This is a genomic window from Variovorax endophyticus, from assembly GCF_025376855.1.
In the GTDB taxonomy this organism is placed as follows: domain Bacteria; phylum Pseudomonadota; class Gammaproteobacteria; order Burkholderiales; family Burkholderiaceae_C; genus Variovorax.
The window spans coordinates 100,766-120,762 of record NZ_JAHUTH010000008.1; the positions used below are offsets into that span (position 1 = coordinate 100,766).

Sequence of the window (19,997 nt, forward strand, 5' to 3'; positions counted from 1 at the left end):
GGCAGCTCCTAGCCGATCTGGATGTCGAGTGGCGGCAGCAGCCGGCGGTAGCGCCCGATCTCGGCCGTGACATAGGCTCTGAACGGTTCGGGCGGCATCAGGTCGGGCTCGTCGCCGTTGTCGCGCATGTAGGCGATCAGCGCGGGCGTGCGTGCCGCCTTGACGATGGTGTCGTGCAGCGCATGCACCGCGTCGGGCACCATCTTTCCGGGACCGAGCAGGCCCGACCAGGCCGGGATGTCCTCGACCGTGAAGCCCTGCTCGGCGAAGGTTGCGACCTCGGGCAGCAGCGCCGAGCGCCGGCCGCCCGAGATCCCGAGCGCGCGCAGGCGGCCCGCGCGGATCTGCGAGCCCGCGGTCGACGGCGCGAGGAAGGCGCAGTCGACCGTACCCGCCAGCAGGTCGTTGGTCGGCGAGCCCTTGAACGGTACGTGCAGCAGGTCCACGCCCACGCCCTTGCCGAAGAACACGCCCATCACGTGCGTGGTGTTGCCCACGCCCGAGGAGCCGAAGCTCAGCTGGCCCGGCCTGGCCTTGGCGGCCGCCACGAACTCCGCGAGCGAGCGGTACGGCGACTTCTCGCCGACCAGCAGCGCGAAGCCCGAGGACAGCGCCAGCCGCGTGATGGGTAGCAGGTCCGCGACCGGATCGAAGGGCAGCTTCTTGATCAGCACCGCGCTGGTGGTGTAGCCGCCCGTGGTGTAGAGCACGGTGTTGCCGTCGGGGCGCGAGCGCGCCACATCGACCGAGCCGAGCACCGTGCCGGCGCCGGGCTTGTTGTCGACGATGACGGTGCGCCCGCTGCTCTTGACGATCGCATCGCCCAGCACGCGCGCGGTCACGTCCGTGCCGCTGCCCGCCGAGAAGGGAACCACGATGCGAAGCGGCTGCTCCTGCGCCCGCACCAGCGCCGGCGCGAAAGTGGCGGCCGCGGCGGCCCCGAGGAATGTTCTTCGATCACATGCCATCTGCTTGTCTCCGTTCTTGTGAAGTCCGGCGCGCCACCCGGTGGGCGGTGGCGGCAGCGGACGGCGCAAGATTAGGGACGCGCGCGGCGCGGGTCCAAGTGAATTTTCTGACCGCCCTCATAACGAAGCGGCATCGGTCGGCCCCGCCTCAGGACAGCTGCGCGTGCGGCCACTTGCCTTCGCGCACGTGCCGCTCGATCACCATGCGCAGCACGCCCATCACGCCTTCGGTGGCGCGCGACGCGGGCCGGTCCGCGGCGCGCGCCAGCACGCGATGCAGGAACAGGCCCTCGATGGGAACGGCGCGCAGCCGCGATGCCGCCAGGTCCTCCTGGACCGCCGCCGCGAAGTGGGCCGTGAGCCCGACGCCGTCGAGCACGAGCCGGCGCGCCACCTCGGCGGTCTCGACCTCGACCACGCGATGAAGTTCGAGCTTGGCGCGCGCGGCGGCTGCCTCGAGTTCGAGCCGCACACCCGACTTGACGAGCCCGGTCATGATCAGCGGCACGCCGGCCAGATCGCGCATCTTGACTTTCGGCTTGCGCAGGCGCTGGTCGTCGGGCAGGCCGATCAGGCAGATCTGTTCCTTCAGCAGCGGCATGCTGCTGAGGTTCGATCGCTCGACGGGCTCGATCAGCAGCGCGATGTCGACCTCGCCCTGCGCCAGCATGGTCTGCAGCGAAGGCGCGAAGCCCTCGATGAAGCGCAGCCTCACCTCGGGAAGGTACTGGAGCACCGCCTTGGTCAGCAGCACCGTGAGCTGCTGCGCGAGACCGGGCGAGAGCCCGATGGCGACCGGCCCGCGAGGCTCCCGCTGCCGGGCCAGCAGGTCGGACTTGATCTGGTCGACGTAGCGCAGCAGGAACAGCGCCCTCTCGAGCAGCAGCCGTGCCTCGTCGGTCGGCGCCGCGCCGCGCGCGTGGCGCTCGAACAGCTGGACGCCCAGTTCCTCCTCGAGCAGGCGGATCTGCCGGCTCAGCGCCGGCTGCGTCACGTGCAGGATGCCCGCCGCCTTGCCGTAGTGCTGCTGGGTCGCGAGCGCGACGAAATAGCGGAGTTGCCTGAGGTCCATCGCGCTATCGTAGCCAGCGGGCGGCGGTGCCGGCGCTGTCGAAGGTGCCGCGGCTGGGCGGCGAAGCGCCAGGTTCGCGGCCTCGAAGCGGGGCTCAATCGAGCGCGACCACCTGCCGGTAATGCAGCACCGGGCCGCCATTGCGCCGCGCGCCCAGCACGATCTCGAGGCCGGAAGCCGGCGAACGTGCCTGCACCGCCGCGGGCAGGGCTCGCCATCCCTGCTCGGGCTCCCAGGCCCGCAGCTCGAACGAGACCAGGCCCTGGAGCACCGCGACGCGGTCCGCGGCCTCGGGCCCGGGGAGCGGGTACGCCGCGGCGGCCGCGCCCACGGCGCGGTACAGCGTGCCCGACTGCAGCCACCACTGCACGCGCTGCCAGCGCCCGGGCGCCGCCGGAGCCGCGCGCACGAACTCGATCAGCAGCGATCCCTGGTCCGGGCGGCGCGCCTCCATGCCCGGCGGCAGCAGCCGGACCACGGCCTGCGGCCTGCCGGCCCCCGTCGACGGCGCGCCGTCCCGGGCCTGCGCCTCCATGCCGGAAGCCGGCAGCTCGATCGTGGTGCGCCACGCGAGGTCGCGCTGAAGCTGCTGCAGCGCGCGCATCAGCTGCGCGGTCTCCTCGCTGCGCTCCTGCAGTTGCACGTTGGCGCGGCTCATGCTGTCGAGGCCTCGCCAGGCGATCAGGCTGAGCACCGCCATGATCACGATCGCGATCATGACCTCGATCAGGGTGAAGCCCGCGACGGCATCCCGCGGTGCGGAGCGTTTGCTGCTTCTCATCGCCGCCGCTCCGGCAGACTGGACTGCAGGCTGGCCAGCCGCCGGTCGCTGTCGATGCCGGGATAGACGTCGACCGAGACGGCACGCGTGCCATCGCCGAGCGGCGGCCCGATCCTCACGCGGCAGACGAAGGGCTTGCCGGCCTGCGGGCAGGCCACCTGCCGCAGCCCGGCCGAAGGGAGCGAGCTGATCTGCAACTCGGCCAGGCTGTTCTGCGCCGAGAGCATCGCGAGCGAGCGCCGCTCGACCTCGCCGAGGTTGGTGGCGGTCTGGCTCGTGAGCCGCACGAAGGCCGCGAGCGCGATGCTGATGATGGCGAGCGCGACCAGCACCTCGATCAGCGTGAAACCGGAGTCATCGCGATGCATGGCCGCGCCTCATCGCACCCGGAACGCGCCGGCGGCGTCGCGCACGATGGTCGCCGTGTAGGCACCGCTGCGCAGCTCGAGCGAGAGCGGGGCGCCGACCCACTCGGAGGACAGCAGCAGTGGCGATGCGGGCGTCACTTCGACCGTGCCCGCGCGCCATCGGCGGGGACGCAGTGCCTCGTCGCCCGCGAAGCGATCGAGCTCGCCCGCGGTCGAGACCATGGGAACGACGCTGCCGGGCGCGTTCGTCCAGGTGCCGCGCACGAACTGGTAGCCGTCGCCGCGCGCCTCCCAGGCCACCGCCCGCCCATCGGCGCGCACCTCGTGCTGCGCCGTGCTCAGGCGCAGCGCGAGTTCGCGCGCGTCGAGCTTCAGCGGTTCGCCCGGATCGGGCGCCGCGCTGAGCGAGATCGCGGCCGTCGCGATGCCGATGATGACCATCACGATCATCACCTCGATCAGCGAGAGGCCGCGCTGGCGGAAGGAAGTACTCATGGGCGATCCGCCGTGGCATGCAAGCAAGACGGCAACTCCTCTGCGGTGAGCGCGCCATCCTAGGCATCGAATGTGGCGTTGACATGAATCTCCAACATGCCTCTGTTATCACTGGCTCTCTTTCCGGGAGCGCGCGGCACGCGGTCTTCCGGCACACGAATTCGCAAGGGAGCCGCGGGATGCACGCACGATGGAAATGGTCGATCCCCGTACCGCCGGCGAGCGCGATGCACGCGGCAGGACTGGCCGCGGTCGTCGCGGCCGCCGGCTTCTGGGGCTACAGGCTGCAGCAACTGCGTCCCGCCGCCGCACCGGTCGAGAAAGCGGCCACGGTGCTTCCGACGGACCCCGCCACGCAGGTCGTGGCGGCCTGGCTCGGCCCGGGCCAGGTGCGCGTCGATGTCAACGTGATCGGCCTCATGTACCGGCGTGAGCGCGCGGTGGCCGTGCTCGCGATCAACGGCGCGCCGCCCCGGGCTTTCGTCGCGGGCGAGACGCTGCTGCGCAACGTGGTCCTCGCGTCGATCGCATCCGATGCGGTCACGATCAGCCACGACGGCGTGCTGTCCCGCTTCGCCGCGCCGACGCTGCCCGAGCGCGGGCCACCGGGCATCGTTCGAAAGCCTTGAGCGCGCGCGGACGGCGTTCGCGCCAGACACGCACATCGACGATGCACGAACTTTCGCATTGCATCGCGATGCTTTCGCGCGAGGACGCGGCAGCGTTGTGGCGCATGTCACGCCTCGACGGAACACGAGCGTCACGGAACGAAAGGCATTCGAGACTTCGGCTGCGGGTTTGCGGGCCGAAACTCGTCTAGAAGGTTGTGGCCTGTGCCGTGGCCGGAGCGCGCGCGGCGCGTGGCGCGTCCACGTGCGAGGCGGATGGAGGACATGAATGAAGAAAGACAAACCCAGATCCAACGACGCGCTTGATTCGGTCAAGAGCGTCTCGATGCAGACACTGGACAAGGAGCTTTCCAGGCACGTGGAGATCGCCAGGAGGAATCCGGTTCCCATCGACCGCTATGGCGTGCCCTGGGTCTGGATCGTGTCGCATCCGCTGTGGATGGAGGTCGACTACCTGAAGTCCTTCGTTCCCGAGAACCATCCGCTCGTGGCGCTGAAGGAAGTGATCGACAGCATCCTGGCCTACGAAGGCGTGCTGATGAACGAGATCACGCTGCAGTGCCGAAGCGGCATGGACGCGCGCATGATCACGCGCGCATGGCTGCTGCAGATCGCCTACTCGCTGGCCGATCCGAAGGGCGTGTGCGAGGGGCTGCGCTACAACATGCTGTGGCGCTGGTTCGTGGGCTACATGCTGCGCTCGGAGCCGCTGCCCGAGCTTCAGGCCTTTGCCCACGACATCAACATCGCAAGCGCGCATCCGCGCGTGATCGACATCGTGCACCGCTGCCTGACCAGCGATGCCCTGCTGAGCACGGACACGGAGGAATTCAAGATCAACCGGGGCCTGCTGCACGCGCTGATGGCGCACCGCGACGACGCGCCGCGGCTGCCGCCGGCCAGCCTGCGGGAGCGTGCGCCGCGCGAGCGCGACGAACGCACGCTGAGCGGCTGAAGCGGATCGCGCGGGCGATCGAGACGGCCTTCGGCAGATGACAGATTCGTGATCGATGCTCGGGTGGATTCCGCATGCGGCGCGCCGGAACGCCGCGCACCGGCCAGCGCCGACGCGAATCCTCCCGAACTTGCACCATCAAGCTGACACGCAGGCTTGCGATCATTTCCAGCCTTACCCGGCACTGATTTTGGAGAGCGCAACATGGCTTCAGGGAACCTCGCACAGAAGCACCCGAGGCCGTGGCAGCAGCAGGCGTTCACGCTGATCGAGCTGATGGTGGTGCTGGTCATCATGGGCGTGCTGGCCGCGCTGATCGTGCCCAACCTGATGGCGCGCCCGGACCAGGCGCGGGCCACGGCGGCCCGGCAGGACGTCGGCTCGATCATGCAGGCGCTCAAGCTCTACCGGCTCGACAACGGCGAATATCCGTCCGCCAGCCAGGGGCTGCGCGCGCTGGTGGAGAAGCCCACCGCCGGCAAGATCCCCTCGAACTGGCGCAACTACCTCGAGCGGCTTCCGAACGACCCCTGGGGCAAGCCGTACCAGTACCTCAACCCCGGCACCAACGGCGAGATCGACGTGTTCTCGCTCGGAGCGGACGGCGAGCCCGGCGGAGAGAAGGCCAACGCGGACATCGGCTCCTGGCAGCTCTAGGCGCGGCCATGCGTGCTCCCGCGATGCGCCCTTCGGGCGCGAAGAGACCTTGCCGCGCCGAACCGCGCCATCCCGCGAAGGGGATGGCCGTCGTCAGCGTGCTGCTGGTGGTGGCCGTGATCGCGGTGCTTGCCGCGGCGCTGCTTGGCAGGCAGAGCGCGGTCATCCGGGCCGCGCAGACGGAGCAGACCCGCGCGCAGGCGTCATGGCTGCTGCGCAGCGAAATCTCCCGCGCGCAACGCGTGCTGCGCATGGAGGCCCAGCGCGATCCCGCCACGCGGCCCGACGGTCTCTGGAGCCGGCCGGTCAACGGGGAGGACCTCGGCGAACTCGAAGGCGCGCCGGCGCTGGTGTTCACCGAGATCGCCGACGAGCAGGCCAAGTTCAACCTGCGCAATCTCATGGACGCCGGCCGGATCGACATCGCCGAGAGCACGGCTTTCCTGCGGTTGTGCGCGCTGGCCGGCGTGTCGCCGGAGCAGGCGGGCCGCGTCGCCCGGCGCGTGATCTTCAGCCTGGTCGAAGCACAGCCGCCCACGAACCACGCATCCGAGGACGCTGCCGCGGCGCAGAGCCTCGCGCAACGGCTCGGGATCGAGAACCTGCCCCTGCGGGAACAGGCGCCGCGCCTGCGCGTGCTCGAGGACCTGCTCGGCACGCCGGGCCTGAGCGCCGACACCGTCGCGCGCCTGAAGCCCTACGTCACGGTGCTGCCGCAACGCACCTGGATCAACATCAACACGGCCACGGCCGAGGTGCTGGCGGCCTGGGTTCCCGGCCTGTCGCTCGATCGTGCCCGGGCCCTGGTGCGCACGCGCGACGAGGGCCAGTGGTTCATCAACCGCGCGGACTTCGCGAACAGGCTGCAGATGCCGGAGTTCGCCGGCCGCCGCCTGCGCGTGGGCATCTCGAGCTATTGGTTCCGCGTGTCGAGCGCGCTGCGGGTGCCGCGCACCACGTTGCTGATGCAGGCGCTGGTGCACGACGACAAGGAGAGCCTCCCGCGCGTGGTGTGGCTGAGGGAAGGGGCATGAGATGAGGCGCGTCGATGCCTTGCGGCTGATGCTGCCGCGCGCACGGGACCTCGAGTCCTCGCCCTTGCGATGCGCCTGGAGATCGGGCGAGGGTGCCTGGCAGGCCGAGCTGCTCGACGGCCTGCCGGCGGTGGCCCGCCGCTTCCAGCCCAGGCACGTCGAGGCCTGCCTGCATCCGGCCGATGTCTCGATGGCGCAGGTCGAGCTGCCGCCGCTCGCGCCCAGGCGCCAGCGCATCGCGGTGCTCGGGGCCATCGAGTTGCTGGCGCTGGGCCCGGCGGGCGATCTCGCGGTGGGCTTCGGGGCGCGCAATGCCGAGGGGCGGGCGCCGGTGGCCTGGATGAGCGCCCATGTCCTCGCGCGGCTCGTGCAGGCGCTGAAGGACCACGGCGTGGTCGTGAATGCGGTACTGCCTCCTCCCGCGTTCCTGCCAGCCCCCGAGGACGGGCTCGACGACGCGGTCGCCGCAACGATCGTCGACGATTGGGTGATCGCGCGCACGGGCGTGGAAGAGGGCATCGCCTGTCCGCTTCCGCAGGGCCGCGCCGACGCGGCGCAGATCGAGGCCAGAGTGAAGCCGCATCTTCCCGAAGCGCGGCCACTGCGTCTGCTGGCGGCCGATGCGCCCGCGGAAGATGGGCAGTCGATGGGCGGCGGCGGATGGCGCTGGTCATTGCCCGTGGGCCATGCGGCGCAGGCCGGCACTCGACGCCCCTGGCTGCTTCCGCTCGCCGGCTGGACCGCGGCGGCCCTCGCAGTCTGGCTCGTGGGCCTCAACCTCTACGCCGCGCGGATCGCCGCGCAGGGCCAGACGCTGACGCGGCAGATGGCGGCCCAGGTCAAGGCGGCCTATCCCGAAGTGCCGGTCATCCTCAACCCGCTGCAGCAGGCACGCCAGTTGCGCGATGCGCGACGCGCCGGAGCGGCCGCGGGCAGCCCCGAGGCGGGAAGCTTCGCCGCGCTGATGCGGGCTTCCACCGGCCTGCTGACACAGGCGAAGGGCCAGGTGCAGCGCCTGGAATTCCGCGACGACCGGCTCGAGGTCCGATGGCGTGACGGCGCCGCGCCGAGCGCGGACGAGATGAAGTCGCTGCAGGACAGGGCGCTGCAACATGGCCTTGCGCTGGCGGCCGAGCCGGGCGGCCTGCGCATCCAGGCGGGCGCGGTCGAGCCGCGCGCCGCCAGCGCGGCGGGGGCATCGAGATGAACGCGCGTTGGACCGCGGTGCGGACGGCATGGCGCCCCTGGCTCGCAAGACCCCGGGCCCTGCTGCTGCCGCTCGTGGCGCGTGCCCAAGGCCTCTGGCAGGGGTTCTCGCCGCGCGAACGCCTGCAGGTCGCGGCGATGGTGGCCGTCGTGCTGGCGGCGCTCGTCTGGCTGGCGTTCACGAAGCCCGCGCTCGACACGCTCGCGCACTGGGACGAGGCATTGCCCAAGCTGCGCTCGCAGGCCGCGGCGCTGAAGGAGGTGCTGGCCGACACGAACGCGAGCGCGGTGCCCGGCGACTCGTCGCTGGGACCGGCCGAGCGCGTGCGCGCCAGCCTGGAGGCCGCCGGCCTGGCCGGAGCCTACGAATTGCGGGAAGTCGATGCGACCCTGCGGCTGGTATTCACGGGCGGCGATTCGTCGCGCGCGACCGACTGGCTGCTCGGTGCGCCGGCGCCGCTGGGACTGAAGGTGCAGCAGGTCACGCTGCAGCGATCCGACGGCAAGGGGCCGGCGGACGATGGAAACGGGTTCGGCGTCGAGGCGACGCTGATCCCCCAACAGAAATCGGGGAAGGGATCATGATGCATGCCCACGCGTGGCGGATCGGGAGGCGCTGCACGCTGGTGTGCTGCCTGGCGGCGGCTGGATGCGCGACGACCGCGCCCGACGAATCGTTGTTCCGCGAGGGCACCTATGTTCCGAGCGCGGCAAGCACCGCCGCCGCGAGCGCGGTACCGGTATCGCCCGCGCCGCCGCCGGTATCGGCCAGGCCTGTTGCGCCGGCCCCCTCCGCCAACACCGGGCGCGCCGCGCGTTCGACCGGCCCCGAGCGGCGCGCACCGGTGCCGGTCATGCCCGCGCGCGGCAGCGACGACAGGGCGACGATGAACTTCGTCGACGCGGACATCCAGTCGGTGATCTCGGCCCTGTCGAAGTTCCTGGGCCGCAATTTCCTCATGGATCCGCGCGTCAAGGGCCAGATCACCCTGGTGTCCGACGGCGAGATTCCGGCCGCCACCGCCTACGACATGCTGAACTCGGCCCTGCGCATGCGGGGCTTCACCATCGTGGACGTGGGCAAGGTGAGCCGCGTGGTGCCGGTCGCCGACGCCAAGCTGCAGGGCGGCGCCGTCAACGCGAGCGCGCCCGGCGGTGGCATCGCGACCCGCACCTTCAGGCTGGCCTACGAGAACGCCGAGGCGCTGATCCCGGTGCTCAAGCCGATGATCGCGCCCGAGAACAGCATCACCGCCTATGCGGCGAACAACACGCTGGTCATCACCGACTACGTCGACAACCTGGAGCGCATCGCGCGCATTGTCGAGAGCATCGACACGCCGACCTCGCTCGACACCGACATGGTCAAGGTCCGCAACGGCGTGGCCGTGGACATCGCGGCGCTGGCCAACGAGCTGCTGCAGGGCGGCAGCGGCGAGGGCAAGCGCGACATCGTGGTGCTCGCCGACCCGCGTTCCAACAGCGTGATCATCCGCTCGAGCAGCCCCGCGCGCACCTCGCTCGCGCGCGACCTGGTCGCCAAGCTCGACAACGCGCAGGACGATCCGGGCAACCTTCACGTGGTGTACCTGCGCAATGCGCGCGCGAGCTATCTCTCGGGCGTGCTGCGCGGGCTGCTCACCGGCGACTCGGGTGCCACGGCACTGGGCAGCGGCGGCGACAACGTGCGCGCCACGCTCGGCGCGGGCGGCATGGTGGGCGGTGCCGGGAGCGGCACGGACGCGGCGAACCGGACGGGTACCGGCGGGTCCGGCACCAATGGCGGCACCGGCGGCAGCGGGAGCCGCGGCGGCGGCAGCACCCGCTTCGGCGCGGCCGGCGGTGGCGCCGCCGGCGGGTCGCAGCAGGGTGCCGCGGGCGCCGGCACCACCGGCACCGCGTTCTCGGCCAACGGCGTGACCGTGCAGGCCGACGCCACCACCAACGCACTCATCATCGCCGCGCCCGAGCCCATGTACCGCAGCATCCGGCGCGTCATCGATTCGCTGGACCAGCGGCGCGCACAGGTGCTGGTCGAGAGCCTGATCGTGGAGGTGACCGAACAGGATGCGGCGCAACTCGGCATCCAGTGGATGCGCAACAACGGCCGCTTCCTCGGCGGCACCAACCTGGGCGGCGGCGCGGCGCTGAACAACAGCGCGACCAACACCATCGACCGGCTGCCGCAGGGCATCAGCCTGGGCATCGTCGACGGCACCGTGAAGCTGCCCGGCGGGGCCGAGATCCTGAACCTCAACCTGCTGGCACGCGCGCTGCAGACCAAGGGCGGCGCCAACATCCTCTCGACGCCGAACATCATGACCCTCGACAACGAGGCGGCCTCGATCATCGTGGGCAAGACCGTGCCCTTCGTCAGCGGCCAGTACATCACGCCCGGCGGCGGCGGCTCGGACAACCCGTTCCAGACCGTGACGCGCGAGGACATCGGGCTGCAGCTCAAGATCCGGCCGCAGATCTCGGAAGGCGGCACCGTCAAGCTCGACATCTACCAGGAGGTCTCGAGCATCGACGACCAGAACTCCGGCATCGCGGGCGTGGTCACCAACAAGCGGGCGCTGGACACCAGCGTGCTGCTCGACGACGGCCAGATCATGGTGCTCGGCGGCCTGCTGGAAGACAGCGTCAACACCACGGTCGAGTCGGTGCCGGGCATCGGCGGCATTCCGGTCCTCGGCAACCTGTTTCGCTACGACAAGCGGCAGCGCGCGAAGACCAACCTGATGATCTTCCTGCGGCCCTATGTGATCCGCGACGCCAACGCTGGGCGCGGCCTCACCCAGGACCGCTACAACTTCATGCGCACCCAGCAGAGCCGGGTGCAGCCCGGCAAGCACCTGGTGCTGCCCGACATGGCGGCCTCGATCCTGCCGCCGAGCGACCTGCCGGTGGCCGGGCGGTCGCCCAAGCTGGACCTTCGCCCCGAGCAATGGGACAAGACCCGCGAGCTGCCCGCGCCCGCCACGCAGAGCAGCAGCGAAGTCCGTCAGCGCCCCGCGCAAGGCGAGTCGAACGAGCCCGAGATGCGCTCCCAGCTCCCGTCGAACGTTGGCGTGACCAGCGACCCGTCCGTGCTCTACGCCAACTCCGAGAGCAACAAGAGCGTGCTGCAGATCGCCGACGTGCCGAGACAGGACGATGCCGTGCAGGTCGCGCGGCGGGTGCGCATCAGCGGCCTGCCGGCGTACATCGTCGTCGGCCCAGGCGGCATCGGCTACGCGGTGCGCGTGGACCTGCCGCGCGACGCGCGCTCGGTCGATACCGCCACCGGCGTGCTGCGCGAACTCGGCTACCGGCCGGAGATCGTGGTGGCGCCATGAGGGCATGCCGATGAGCGCCGCGCCGCAACCCACGCCGCTGCTGCCGCACACCTGGGCCCGGGCCCAGCGCATCGTCGCGTGCCGCCAGGGCGACGTGGCGGAGATCGTCTTCAGCGTTCGCACGCCGGGATGGGCGCTGGCCGAGGCGCAGCGGCAGACGGCCATCGAGGCGCGGCGCGAGGTCCCGGACGAGGAGATCGATGCGCTGCTGTCCGCGGGCTATGCCGAGACGGGTAGCGCCGCGGCCGTGGTGGGCGCGGCCGAGTCGGAGGTCGATCTCGAGCGGCTCATGCAGTCCATGCCCGCCGTCACCGACCTGCTCGACGCGCAGGACGATGCGCCGGTGATCCGGATGATCAACGCGCTGCTGGCGCAGGCGGCGCGCGACGGCGCGAGCGACGTGCACTTCGAGGCCTTCGAGACGCACTCCGTGGTGCGCTATCGCGTCGACGGCACCTTGCGCGACGTGGTCTCGCCGCGCAAGGAACTGCATGCCGCGTTGATCTCGCGCATCAAGATCATGTCGCAGCTCGACATCGCGGAGAAGCGCATCCCGCAGGATGGCCGCATCACCCTGCGCGTGGGCGGGCGGCCGATCGATGTGCGGGTCTCGACCGTGCCGACCGTGCATGGCGAGCGCGCGGTCCTGCGGCTGCTGGAGAAGGATGCAGGCCGCCTGCAATTGCAGCGGCTGGGCCTCGCGCCGGACACGCTCGAGACATTGACGAAGCTGATCCGCCAGCCGCATGGCATCGTGCTCGTGACCGGCCCGACCGGCAGCGGCAAGACCACCACGCTCTACGCCGCACTGGGCCAGCTCGACAAGAGCGTGAGCAACATCCTCTCGGTGGAGGACCCGGTCGAATACGACCTGCCGGGCGTCAACCAGATCCCGGTGCACAGCAAGATCGGCATGACCTTCGGGGCAGCCTTGCGCGCCGCGCTGCGCCAGGACCCCGACAACATCATGATCGGCGAGATCCGCGACCTGGAGACCGCGCAGATCGCGGTGCAGTCCTCGCTCACCGGGCACGGCGTGCTGGCCTCGCTGCATACCAACGATGCGATCTCCGCGGTCACGCGCCTGACCGACATGGGCATCGAGCCCTTCCTGCTTTCTTCGTCGCTGCTGGGCGTGCTGGCGCAGCGGCTCGTCCGCTGCCTGTGCCCGCAATGCAAGCGCGCCGAGACGCAACCCGACGGCAGCGTGCGCTGGGTGCCCGTGGGCTGCGCCCATTGCAATCAATCGGGCTTCAAGGGACGCACGGGCATTCACGAGCTGTTCGTCATCGACGACGAGGTGCGCCGGATCATCCACGAAGGCGGCAACGAGCATGCGATGCGCGAGCTCGCTCGCCGCAGCGGCATGCGCACCATGCGCGAGGACGGCCAGCGCTGGGTGGCGGCGGGCGTCAGCACCGCCGACGAGATCCTGCGCGTCACGCGCGAGGACGGCTAGGGCAGGGCGATGCCGCGCTTCCAGTTCGAGGCCGCCAACCAGGCCGGCCAGGTTCAATCCGGCGCGATGGAGGCCGAGTCCGTGCGCGCGGTCCGGCTGCAGTTGCGCGACCGTGGCCTGACCGCGCTCGAGGTCCGGGAGACGAGGTCTGGCAGCGGGCAATCCTGGTTCAGCCCGAAACTCGGCGCGGCCGATCTCTGCTGGGCCACGCGCGAACTCGCGAGCCTGCTGAGCGCGCGCCTGCCGCTGGAGTCGGCCCTGATGGCCACCATCGAGCAGGCGGAACACAAGGTGGTGGCCGAGTCGCTGACCGTCGTCTGCAACCACGTGCGCGGCGGCATGCGGCTGGCCGATGCGCTGGGCGAGCAGCCGCGCGACTTTCCCGCGATCTACCGCGCGCTGGTGAGTGCCGGCGAGGATTCGGGCGACCTCGCGCGCGTGATGGAGCGGCTCGCGGATTACCTCGAGAGCCGCGACAACCTGCAGAGCAAGATGCTCACCGCCTTCATCTATCCGGCGGTCGTGGCCTTCGTGTCGGTGTGCATCGTGATCTTCCTGCTCGGCTACGTGGTGCCGCAGGTGGTCAGCGCCTTCTCGCAGGCGCGGCAGGAACTGCCCATGCTCACGCAGGTGATGCTGGGCGCCAGCGCCTTCGTGCGCGAATGGGGCGTGCTCGCCGGCCTCGCGATCGGGGGTGCGGTCGGATGCTTTCGCTGGCGCCTGCGCGACGATGCATTCAGGCTGCGCTGGCATGACCTGCTGCTGCGCACCCCCATGCTCGGCAAGTACGTGCTCGGCGTCAACACGGCGCGCTTCGCTTCCACCTTGGCCATCCTGATGGATGCGGGCGTGCCCTTGCTGCGCTCGCTCGATGCCGCGCGCCAGACCATGGGCAACGAGCGGCTCAAGGCCTGCGCGGCCGACACCACCGCGCGCGTGCGGGAAGGGGCACCGCTCGCCGCCGCGCTCAAGGTGCAGAAGGTCTTCCCTTCGAACCTGATCCATCTGGTCGCCAGCGGCGAGAAGACCGGCGCGCTGGCGCCGATGCTCGATCGCGCCGCGGCCAATCTCTCGCGCGACCTCGAGCGTCGCGCCACGCGCCTGACCGCCTTGCTCGAGCCGCTGATGATCCTCGGCATGGGCGGCGTGGTGATGCTGATCGTGCTGGCGGTGCTGTTGCCGATCATGGAGATCAATCAGATGGTGCAGTGAGCGTCGATTCGAGGATTCCTTCGAATCGACCGGCGCTGCATTGCGAGGTCGGAATTGCTTCCGGCCCCTCGGACTCACGCAAGCGCGATCGCCGATATCGCATCGCATCGGGCCGAACTCGGGTGCGCTTCGCGGATGTTCGGGAGCACCGCTCTCGCGGCCATGGCGATGGGCCCATCGCGAGCCGCGTGCCAAGAAGATACGAAGGTGTTGTTCGGGACGGAATCGCACGGGAAATCAACGGCTTGCGCGTGCTCCGAGAGCTCGCATCGAGGGTCGGCGCGCCGATCTTTCGCGATCCGTGTCCGATCCGGCCATCGCGGCACCGGGGTGCTTTCTCGCCCGTGTTCCGGACTTTCTTCAATGCCGCGTCACCGTCTCTTTTCAGAATTCATTTGTCGCCAAGAGACCAATGCGCGGATCCCCTGGATCGGTTGCCCTGGTCGTTGGCGAATGACGCGAGAAGTTTTATTCGTTCGATTTGGTTTTTCAATTTTTCTGTTTGCTTAGGAGCAACGACATGAAATCCGTGAACTTCAAACTTGTGGCGCTGACTGCGGTGGCCGCAGTGGCAATGGCGGCCGGTGCCGCTTCGGCACAGACCGTGACCGGTGGTGGCGCTTCGCTGCCGGCGGTGATGTATCAGGACATCATGGATCCGGCCCCCGGCCATGGCCCGATCCTCGGTAGCTGGACCTACACCTCGAGCAGCAGCGGTACGGGCAAGACGAACTTCCTGACCGGCAGCACTTTCAACTACGCCGGCAGCGACTCCGCTCTCACCAGCGCTGACATCGCCACGTACACGAACGGTGCGACCTGGGGCCCGATCATCCAGGTTCCGGCCGTGGCCACCCCCGTGCTGCTGCCCTACAAGGAAAACAACGGCACGGCCGCCACGACCGTCTCGACCCTGAACCTGACCACTGCCGATATTTGCCGCATCTTCTCGTTCAGCCCCGCCGCACGCACCTGGAACCAGGTTGCCACCGTCGCCGACGAAGGCGTTGCAGGCACCACCAATGCGATCCAGGTGGTGTTCCGCGACGAAGCTGCTGGCAGCGGCACGACCGAACTGCTGTCGCGTTTCCTGAACGCGGCCTGCGGCCCGTTCCTGCCCGCCGGCAAGTCCTTCACCGTGTCGAACAAGTTCCGCACTGTGGTGGCCAGCGCCATCACGACGCCGACCGCCGCGCAAGACGCCAACGGCGATGGCATCCCCGACGTGTGGGTTCCCGTGACGAACAGCGCGGGCATGTCGTCCGCCGTGGCCGTCAACCACCGTCTCGGCTACCTGAGCCCCGATCCGACGTACACGGGCAACAGCAACGCCGTGGTGTCGCGCATCAACAGCCTGCTGCCGACCGCCGCTTCCATCCAAGCGGCGCTGCCGGCTCCCCCGTCGGGCGCGGCTCGTACCAACCCCCTGAACTGGGTTCCCGCCTACGCGGTTCCGACCGGTGCCTATCCGATCTACGGCACCACCCAGCTGCTGCTGGCTCAGTGCTACGCCGGCGGCTTCGCCGCAGGCACCCGCGGCGCTGCGGTCAAGAACTTCCTGCAGAACTTCAACGACGGCACCTACGACAGCTACATCTCCGGTCCTCGTCCCACCAGCCCTACCGGCCACAGCTTCGTGAAGCTGCCCGCCGCATGGAACACGGCCATCGCCGAAGCCTTCCTGACCGGTTCGGACGGCAACGGCCTGGCCTTCGGCAACGCCGCCGACTGCGCCGGCATCGCTGGCCGCCCGTAAGTTGGTCTGAGCCAACGACCTGGATGAGCCATTGGCCCTTGCATGGCCGGTGACTCATCCACCGTGACGGAGTGGGGCGAGACGAGGGCTGAAACGCACTCGTCTCGCCCTCCTGCTTTTTGATCTCCTGCTTTTCGGGCCTGGGTGAACCGATGCGTCGGAGACGACGTCGAGTTCCGGTTCCTCGATGAAAAAGACTGGAAATCCCATGACGAATCTTCCCGTGAAAAGCGCAATGCTTTCCCTGGCCATGTCCGTGTTCCTGGGGGTCATGGGCAGTGCCTCGGCGCAAGCGGCAACCGTGCGCGGCTCCACGTTTCCGGCGCCACTGCACATGGACCTCATGGCGGCAGGCTGGACCTACAGTCCGGCCGTCGGTACATCGGAAAATGCCGCTTTCCTGACGGATGCCACCGTGAGCCTCGCGGCGGGCGAGTCTCCCTTGACCTCGTCGATTCTCGCGACGTACACGAACGCTCCCACCTGGGGCCCCGTGATCCAGGTGCCCGTGGCTGCGGGCGCGGTGCTGCTGCCGTACAAGGAAAACGGCGTCACGACCCTCAACCTCACCACCGCCGAGCTCTGCCGCATCTTCTCGTTCAGCCCGGCGGCTCGCAACTGGAACCAGATCGCGACCGCCGCCGACGATGGCGCGGCCGGTCCCGCGAGCGCGATCCAGGTGATCTACCGCAACGAAGTTGCAGGCAGCGGCACGACTTACCTGTTGTCGCGCTTTCTGAACGCGGCCTGCGGGCCGCACCTGCCCGCGAACAAGTTCTTCACCGTATCGAGCGGGTTCCAGGCGATGGTGGCGACCGCGCTGCCCACGTTGACCGCGACCCAGGACGCCAACGGCGATGGGTTGCCCGATGCCTGGGTCGGGGTCCAGGGCGATGCGGGCATGTCGCTCGCGAGCAGCCAGCTTCACCGGCTGGGTTACATCGGCCCCGATCCGGCCTACACGAGCGCCACCAACGACCACGTTGCCAGGGTCAACGGGTTCATGCCGACGGCCCCGGCGATCCAGGCGATGCTGCCGGCGCCTCCTTCGGGCTCGAACCGCCTGAATCCGCTGAACTGGGTTCCCGGCTACGTGGTGCCCGCCGGCGCCTATCCCGTCTGGGGTACCACGAACCTGCTGCTCGGTCAGTGCTACCTCGGCGGATTCGGTACCGGAACGAGGGGAGCGTCGTTCAAGAGCTACCTGTCGGGCTTCAGCAGCGGCGGGTTCGACCTTGCCCTCGCGGCTCACAACCTCGTCCCGTTGCCGCCCGCGTGGAAGACCGCGATCACCGATGCCTTTCTGACCGGCAGCGATGGGAACGGCCTGGCCTTCGGCAATGCCGCCGATTGCGGCGGAATCACCGGGCGACCGTAGATGAAGCGATGGATGCGGGGCGTCGCCAGTCCCCGCATGTTCGAGGCTCTTCGCGTGGTCGGGCGCAGCACCGGCTGTCACATGAATGCCATTTCCGAAAGGGATGATCGACCGGTTTAATGGGGTGTTCGTTGCCGTGCTGACCCAGTCCAATGTTTCCTTGCCCCTCGATGGGCGTCTTGGAGCGGCTTGGCACCATCCCCTCAACCGGGCGTCGTCGGCGCACGAGCGGTCATGCAGCACGTCGTCCGGGGCCTGATCCATGGCGCCGCCATTTGCGCCCTTGCAGCCTGGATGTCGCCGCTACCTGCACGGGCAGCGGCCGCCGTCGACGGCGAGGACACACGGGTCCGATCGCGCCTCCTCGATTTCGACATCCCTGCCCAGCCGCTCGCCGTGGCGTTGCAGCGCTATGCCGTGACGGCGGACCAGACCGTGCTGTTCAGCGATGCCCTGGTCTCGGGCCGCGCATCGGCGGCCATCAGGGGCCGCCTTCCGGCCCGCGTAGCGCTCGAAGCCCTGCTGGCCGGCACCGGGCTGGCGGCCGACGATTCCGATCCGCAACTCAACGGCGCTTTCGTGCTGCGCCGGATCCCGGCGAGCCCGGTCGAAGACATGCCGAAGGCCCCGGCGCTGGATCGCCGCTACGACGGTTTGGTCCAGGCGCGGGTCTTCGAGGCACTGTGCGCCGATCCGCGCACCGTTCCCGGCGACTACCGGGCTCTGCTCAGGCTGCAACTCGATCGCGAGGGTCAGCTGTTTCCGCACCTGGTCCGTTCGACCGGCAATGTCGTGCGCGACGCGGCCTTGCTCGGCGCGCTGGGCGGACTGCGCATGGAGCACGCGCCGCCCGCGGACCTTCGCCAGCCGCTGGTGCTGGTGATCCTGCCCAGGGACCGCGTGGCGGGCATGCCCTGCGAAACGGAGGGCGCGCGTGACTGACAGCGTGCTTCCGATGCTCCGTGGCGCGCTGGTGCAGTGCTACAACCAGATCAAGAACAGCCTCTCCATCCACCTGGGCAGCCCGGAGCTGGCGGGCGACACCTTGCACGAGGTGTGGCTGCGGCTGCACCGCGACAGTGAGATCGCGGGGCCGATCGCCAATCCGCAGGCCTACTTGGTACGCATGGGCGTCAACCTCGCGATCGATATCCGGCGCAGCCAGAGCCGCATGCTGTCGGCCGAGGACGTGCAGGAACTCATGCTCGCGATTCCGGACCCGGCACCGGGTCCGGCGCGCATCGCGGAAGGGCGCTCCGAGCTGGAACGCCTGAAGGCCGCGGTGGATGAAATGCCCGCGCGCCGGCGCGAGATCCTGATCCTGGTGCGCTGGGAACATTGGCCGCAGCGCGAGGTGGCCCAACGTCTCGGCATCTCGCTGCGGACCGTCGAAAGCGAGCTCAAGGCCGCCCAGGAGCACTGCGCCGAGCGCCTTCGGCGCGACCCATAACAGAGTTTCTTGACAGGGATGCGAGATTTTTTCGCGGGTTTGGTCCTCGCCAACCGTCTATAGGTTGGGAGCGAACATCGATGCCGCGTTCGACCGTCCCGGTGCCTCGAAAAGGCCGCGAGAACGAAACAATGACCACCACCGACGATTGCAGCAAGCTGCCCGATGTGCTCAAGGACGCGCAGGCCTGGGTGCGCAAGCTCACGTCCGGGCGCGTCAGCGAATGGGAGGCCGAAGCGTTCAGGCGCTGGCGCGATGCCGATCCGCTGCACCAGTCGGCGTTCCAGGAAGCGGCGCATCAATGGCGCCTGCTGGAATCGGCTGTCGGCGGCGTCCTCCACAGCAATCCCGCGGTGGCCCAATACCACCGCAAGGCGCTGCATCGGCCGCGCGTCGGCCGGCGCGCATTCCTCGGCACGGCGATCGGCGGCGCCACCGCCGCGGGGATCGCGGCCTACTCGCCGTTCGGCCTGTGGCCCGCGGCCCCGCAATGGGATGCCGACTACCGCACGGCGGTGGGCGAGCAGCGCGAGGTCCGGATCGACGAGCGCGTGGCCGTCGCGATGAACACGCGCACGAGCCTGCGCCGCACCGGCGATTCGCGGCAGGCGGCGGGGCTGGAGCTGCTGGAGGGCGAGGCACAGGTCGATGTCTCCAGCGCGCAGCAGTTCTTCCGCATGACCGCCGGGGTGGGGCGCGTGAGCGCGCAGGCGGCCGAGTTCGAGGTGCGATATCTCGATGGACGCACGCGCATCACCTGCATGCAGGGACAGGTGCTCGTCGAACACCCCGCGGGCCAGCGCCAGCTCCAGGCACGCCAGCTCGCGGTGTACGACAGCCGAAGCATCAGCGAGATCGCCGCCGCCGATGTCGACAGCGCGATGGCCTGGCGGCGCGGCGAGATGGTGTTCACCAAAGCGCCGCTGCCCGCCGTGCTCGACGAGATCAATCGATACCGGCCGGGGCGCGTGGTGCTGGTCGGCGATGCGATGCGCGACAAGACCGTCACGGCCCGCATCCGGATCGTGGACATCGAGACCGCGCTGCTGCAGATCCAGCGCAGCTTCGACCTCAGCGCGAGGTCGCTACCCGCGGGGCTCCTGCTGCTGAGTTGAGACAGCGAGCGCGGGTCATGGCCGGGCGCGCAGGGCTCCGGCGTCAGAAGAAGATTTACATCGATTCGCTGCGGGTTCGCGAATCGGCACTCGTCTAGAAGAATCGGCCGGCGCTCTCCGCCTC

General features: G+C 69.5%; 20 protein-coding genes. 14 read left to right on the top strand and 6 right to left on the bottom strand.

Going from position 1 to position 19,997, the window contains the following annotated elements:
* Positions 1–8: 8 nt before the first annotated feature.
* The 5 genes from KV106_RS12525 to KV106_RS12545 all read right to left on the bottom strand — a co-directional run bounded on the left by KV106_RS12525 (position 9) and on the right by KV106_RS12545 (position 3,684).
* The gene (locus KV106_RS12525) at positions 9–968 is read right to left on the bottom strand and encodes a Bug family tripartite tricarboxylate transporter substrate binding protein (RefSeq protein WP_261210588.1); all 960 of its coding nucleotides are present in this window, start codon (positions 966–968) and stop codon (positions 9–11) included.
* 148 nt (positions 969–1,116) lie between these two features.
* The gene (locus KV106_RS12530; protein WP_057591888.1) at positions 1,117–2,040 is read right to left on the bottom strand and encodes a LysR family transcriptional regulator; all 924 of its coding nucleotides are present in this window, start codon (positions 2,038–2,040) and stop codon (positions 1,117–1,119) included.
* 94 nt (positions 2,041–2,134) lie between these two features.
* The gene (locus KV106_RS12535; protein WP_261210589.1) at positions 2,135–2,821 is read right to left on the bottom strand and encodes a PulJ/GspJ family protein; all 687 of its coding nucleotides are present in this window, start codon (positions 2,819–2,821) and stop codon (positions 2,135–2,137) included.
* Positions 2,818–3,189, bottom strand: a complete 372-nt coding sequence (gene gspI, locus KV106_RS12540) for a type II secretion system minor pseudopilin GspI (RefSeq protein WP_057591890.1) — start codon at positions 3,187–3,189, stop codon at positions 2,818–2,820. Before gspI ends, KV106_RS12535 begins: the two co-directional genes overlap by 4 nt.
* Before the next feature lie 9 nt (positions 3,190–3,198).
* The gene (locus tag KV106_RS12545; RefSeq protein WP_261210590.1) at positions 3,199–3,684 is read right to left on the bottom strand and encodes a prepilin-type N-terminal cleavage/methylation domain-containing protein; all 486 of its coding nucleotides are present in this window, start codon (positions 3,682–3,684) and stop codon (positions 3,199–3,201) included.
* Between the two features lie 179 nt (positions 3,685–3,863).
* On the opposite strand from KV106_RS12545, the gene KV106_RS12550 reads away from it, so the two are divergent.
* The 6 genes from KV106_RS12550 (at position 3,864) to gspM (ending at position 8,750) form a co-directional block, all read left to right on the top strand.
* On the top strand, positions 3,864–4,313 hold the full coding sequence (locus KV106_RS12550; RefSeq protein WP_261210591.1) for a hypothetical protein: 450 nt from the start codon (positions 3,864–3,866) through the stop codon (positions 4,311–4,313).
* A 268-nt stretch (positions 4,314–4,581) separates the two neighbouring features.
* Entirely contained in the window at positions 4,582–5,268 is a 687-nt protein-coding gene (locus tag KV106_RS12555) for a transposase (RefSeq protein ID WP_057607141.1), read from the top strand.
* Between the two features lie 204 nt (positions 5,269–5,472).
* Positions 5,473–5,925: a type II secretion system major pseudopilin GspG gene (gene gspG, locus KV106_RS12560; protein WP_057591894.1), complete on the top strand. Its 453-nt coding sequence runs from the start codon at positions 5,473–5,475 to the stop codon at positions 5,923–5,925.
* A gap of 83 nt (positions 5,926–6,008) precedes the next feature.
* On the top strand, positions 6,009–6,959 hold the full coding sequence (gspK, locus tag KV106_RS12565; RefSeq protein ID WP_261210592.1) for a type II secretion system minor pseudopilin GspK: 951 nt from the start codon (positions 6,009–6,011) through the stop codon (positions 6,957–6,959).
* Between the two features lies 1 nt (position 6,960).
* Complete coding sequence (gene gspL / locus KV106_RS12570) at positions 6,961–8,166, top strand: type II secretion system protein GspL (RefSeq protein ID WP_261210593.1); 1,206 nt, start codon at positions 6,961–6,963, stop codon at positions 8,164–8,166.
* Positions 8,163–8,750, top strand: a complete 588-nt coding sequence (gene gspM, locus KV106_RS12575; RefSeq protein WP_261210594.1) for a type II secretion system protein M — start codon at positions 8,163–8,165, stop codon at positions 8,748–8,750. The genes gspL and gspM overlap by 4 nt, the downstream gene beginning before the upstream one ends.
* Positions 8,751–8,859: 109 nt before the next feature.
* Here gspM and KV106_RS12580 read toward each other — a convergent pair whose 3' ends face one another.
* Positions 8,860–9,075, bottom strand: coding sequence for a hypothetical protein (locus KV106_RS12580; RefSeq protein ID WP_057591898.1), 216 nt, complete (start codon positions 9,073–9,075; stop codon positions 8,860–8,862).
* Between KV106_RS12580 and gspD the strand changes: the two genes are divergently transcribed.
* From gspD to KV106_RS12620, 8 genes are all read left to right on the top strand, one after another.
* Positions 9,053–11,503: a type II secretion system secretin GspD gene (gene gspD, locus KV106_RS12585; protein ID WP_261210595.1), complete on the top strand. Its 2,451-nt coding sequence runs from the start codon at positions 9,053–9,055 to the stop codon at positions 11,501–11,503. The two genes, KV106_RS12580 and gspD, sit on opposite strands and share 23 nt — an antisense overlap.
* 4 nt (positions 11,504–11,507) lie before the next feature.
* Complete coding sequence (gene gspE, locus KV106_RS12590; protein ID WP_409976515.1) at positions 11,508–12,962, top strand: type II secretion system ATPase GspE; 1,455 nt, start codon at positions 11,508–11,510, stop codon at positions 12,960–12,962.
* A 9-nt stretch (positions 12,963–12,971) separates the two neighbouring features.
* Positions 12,972–14,174: a type II secretion system inner membrane protein GspF gene (gspF, locus tag KV106_RS12595; protein WP_057591899.1), complete on the top strand. Its 1,203-nt coding sequence runs from the start codon at positions 12,972–12,974 to the stop codon at positions 14,172–14,174.
* Between the two features lie 520 nt (positions 14,175–14,694).
* The gene (locus KV106_RS12600; RefSeq protein WP_261210597.1) at positions 14,695–15,930 is read left to right on the top strand and encodes a type 2 periplasmic-binding domain-containing protein; all 1,236 of its coding nucleotides are present in this window, start codon (positions 14,695–14,697) and stop codon (positions 15,928–15,930) included.
* A 208-nt stretch (positions 15,931–16,138) separates the two neighbouring features.
* Entirely contained in the window at positions 16,139–17,308 is a 1,170-nt protein-coding gene (locus tag KV106_RS12605) for a substrate-binding domain-containing protein (protein ID WP_261210598.1), read from the top strand.
* Positions 17,309–17,542: 234 nt separating this feature from the next.
* The gene (locus KV106_RS12610; protein WP_261210599.1) at positions 17,543–18,250 is read left to right on the top strand and encodes an STN domain-containing protein; all 708 of its coding nucleotides are present in this window, start codon (positions 17,543–17,545) and stop codon (positions 18,248–18,250) included.
* Complete coding sequence (locus KV106_RS12615; protein ID WP_172705288.1) at positions 18,243–18,758, top strand: RNA polymerase sigma factor; 516 nt, start codon at positions 18,243–18,245, stop codon at positions 18,756–18,758. The genes KV106_RS12610 and KV106_RS12615 overlap by 8 nt, the downstream gene beginning before the upstream one ends.
* A 131-nt stretch (positions 18,759–18,889) precedes the next feature.
* Positions 18,890–19,873 (top strand): FecR family protein, encoded by a 984-nt coding sequence (locus KV106_RS12620; protein WP_261210600.1) that lies wholly within the window; start codon positions 18,890–18,892, stop codon positions 19,871–19,873.
* Positions 19,874–19,997 lie beyond the last annotated feature (124 nt).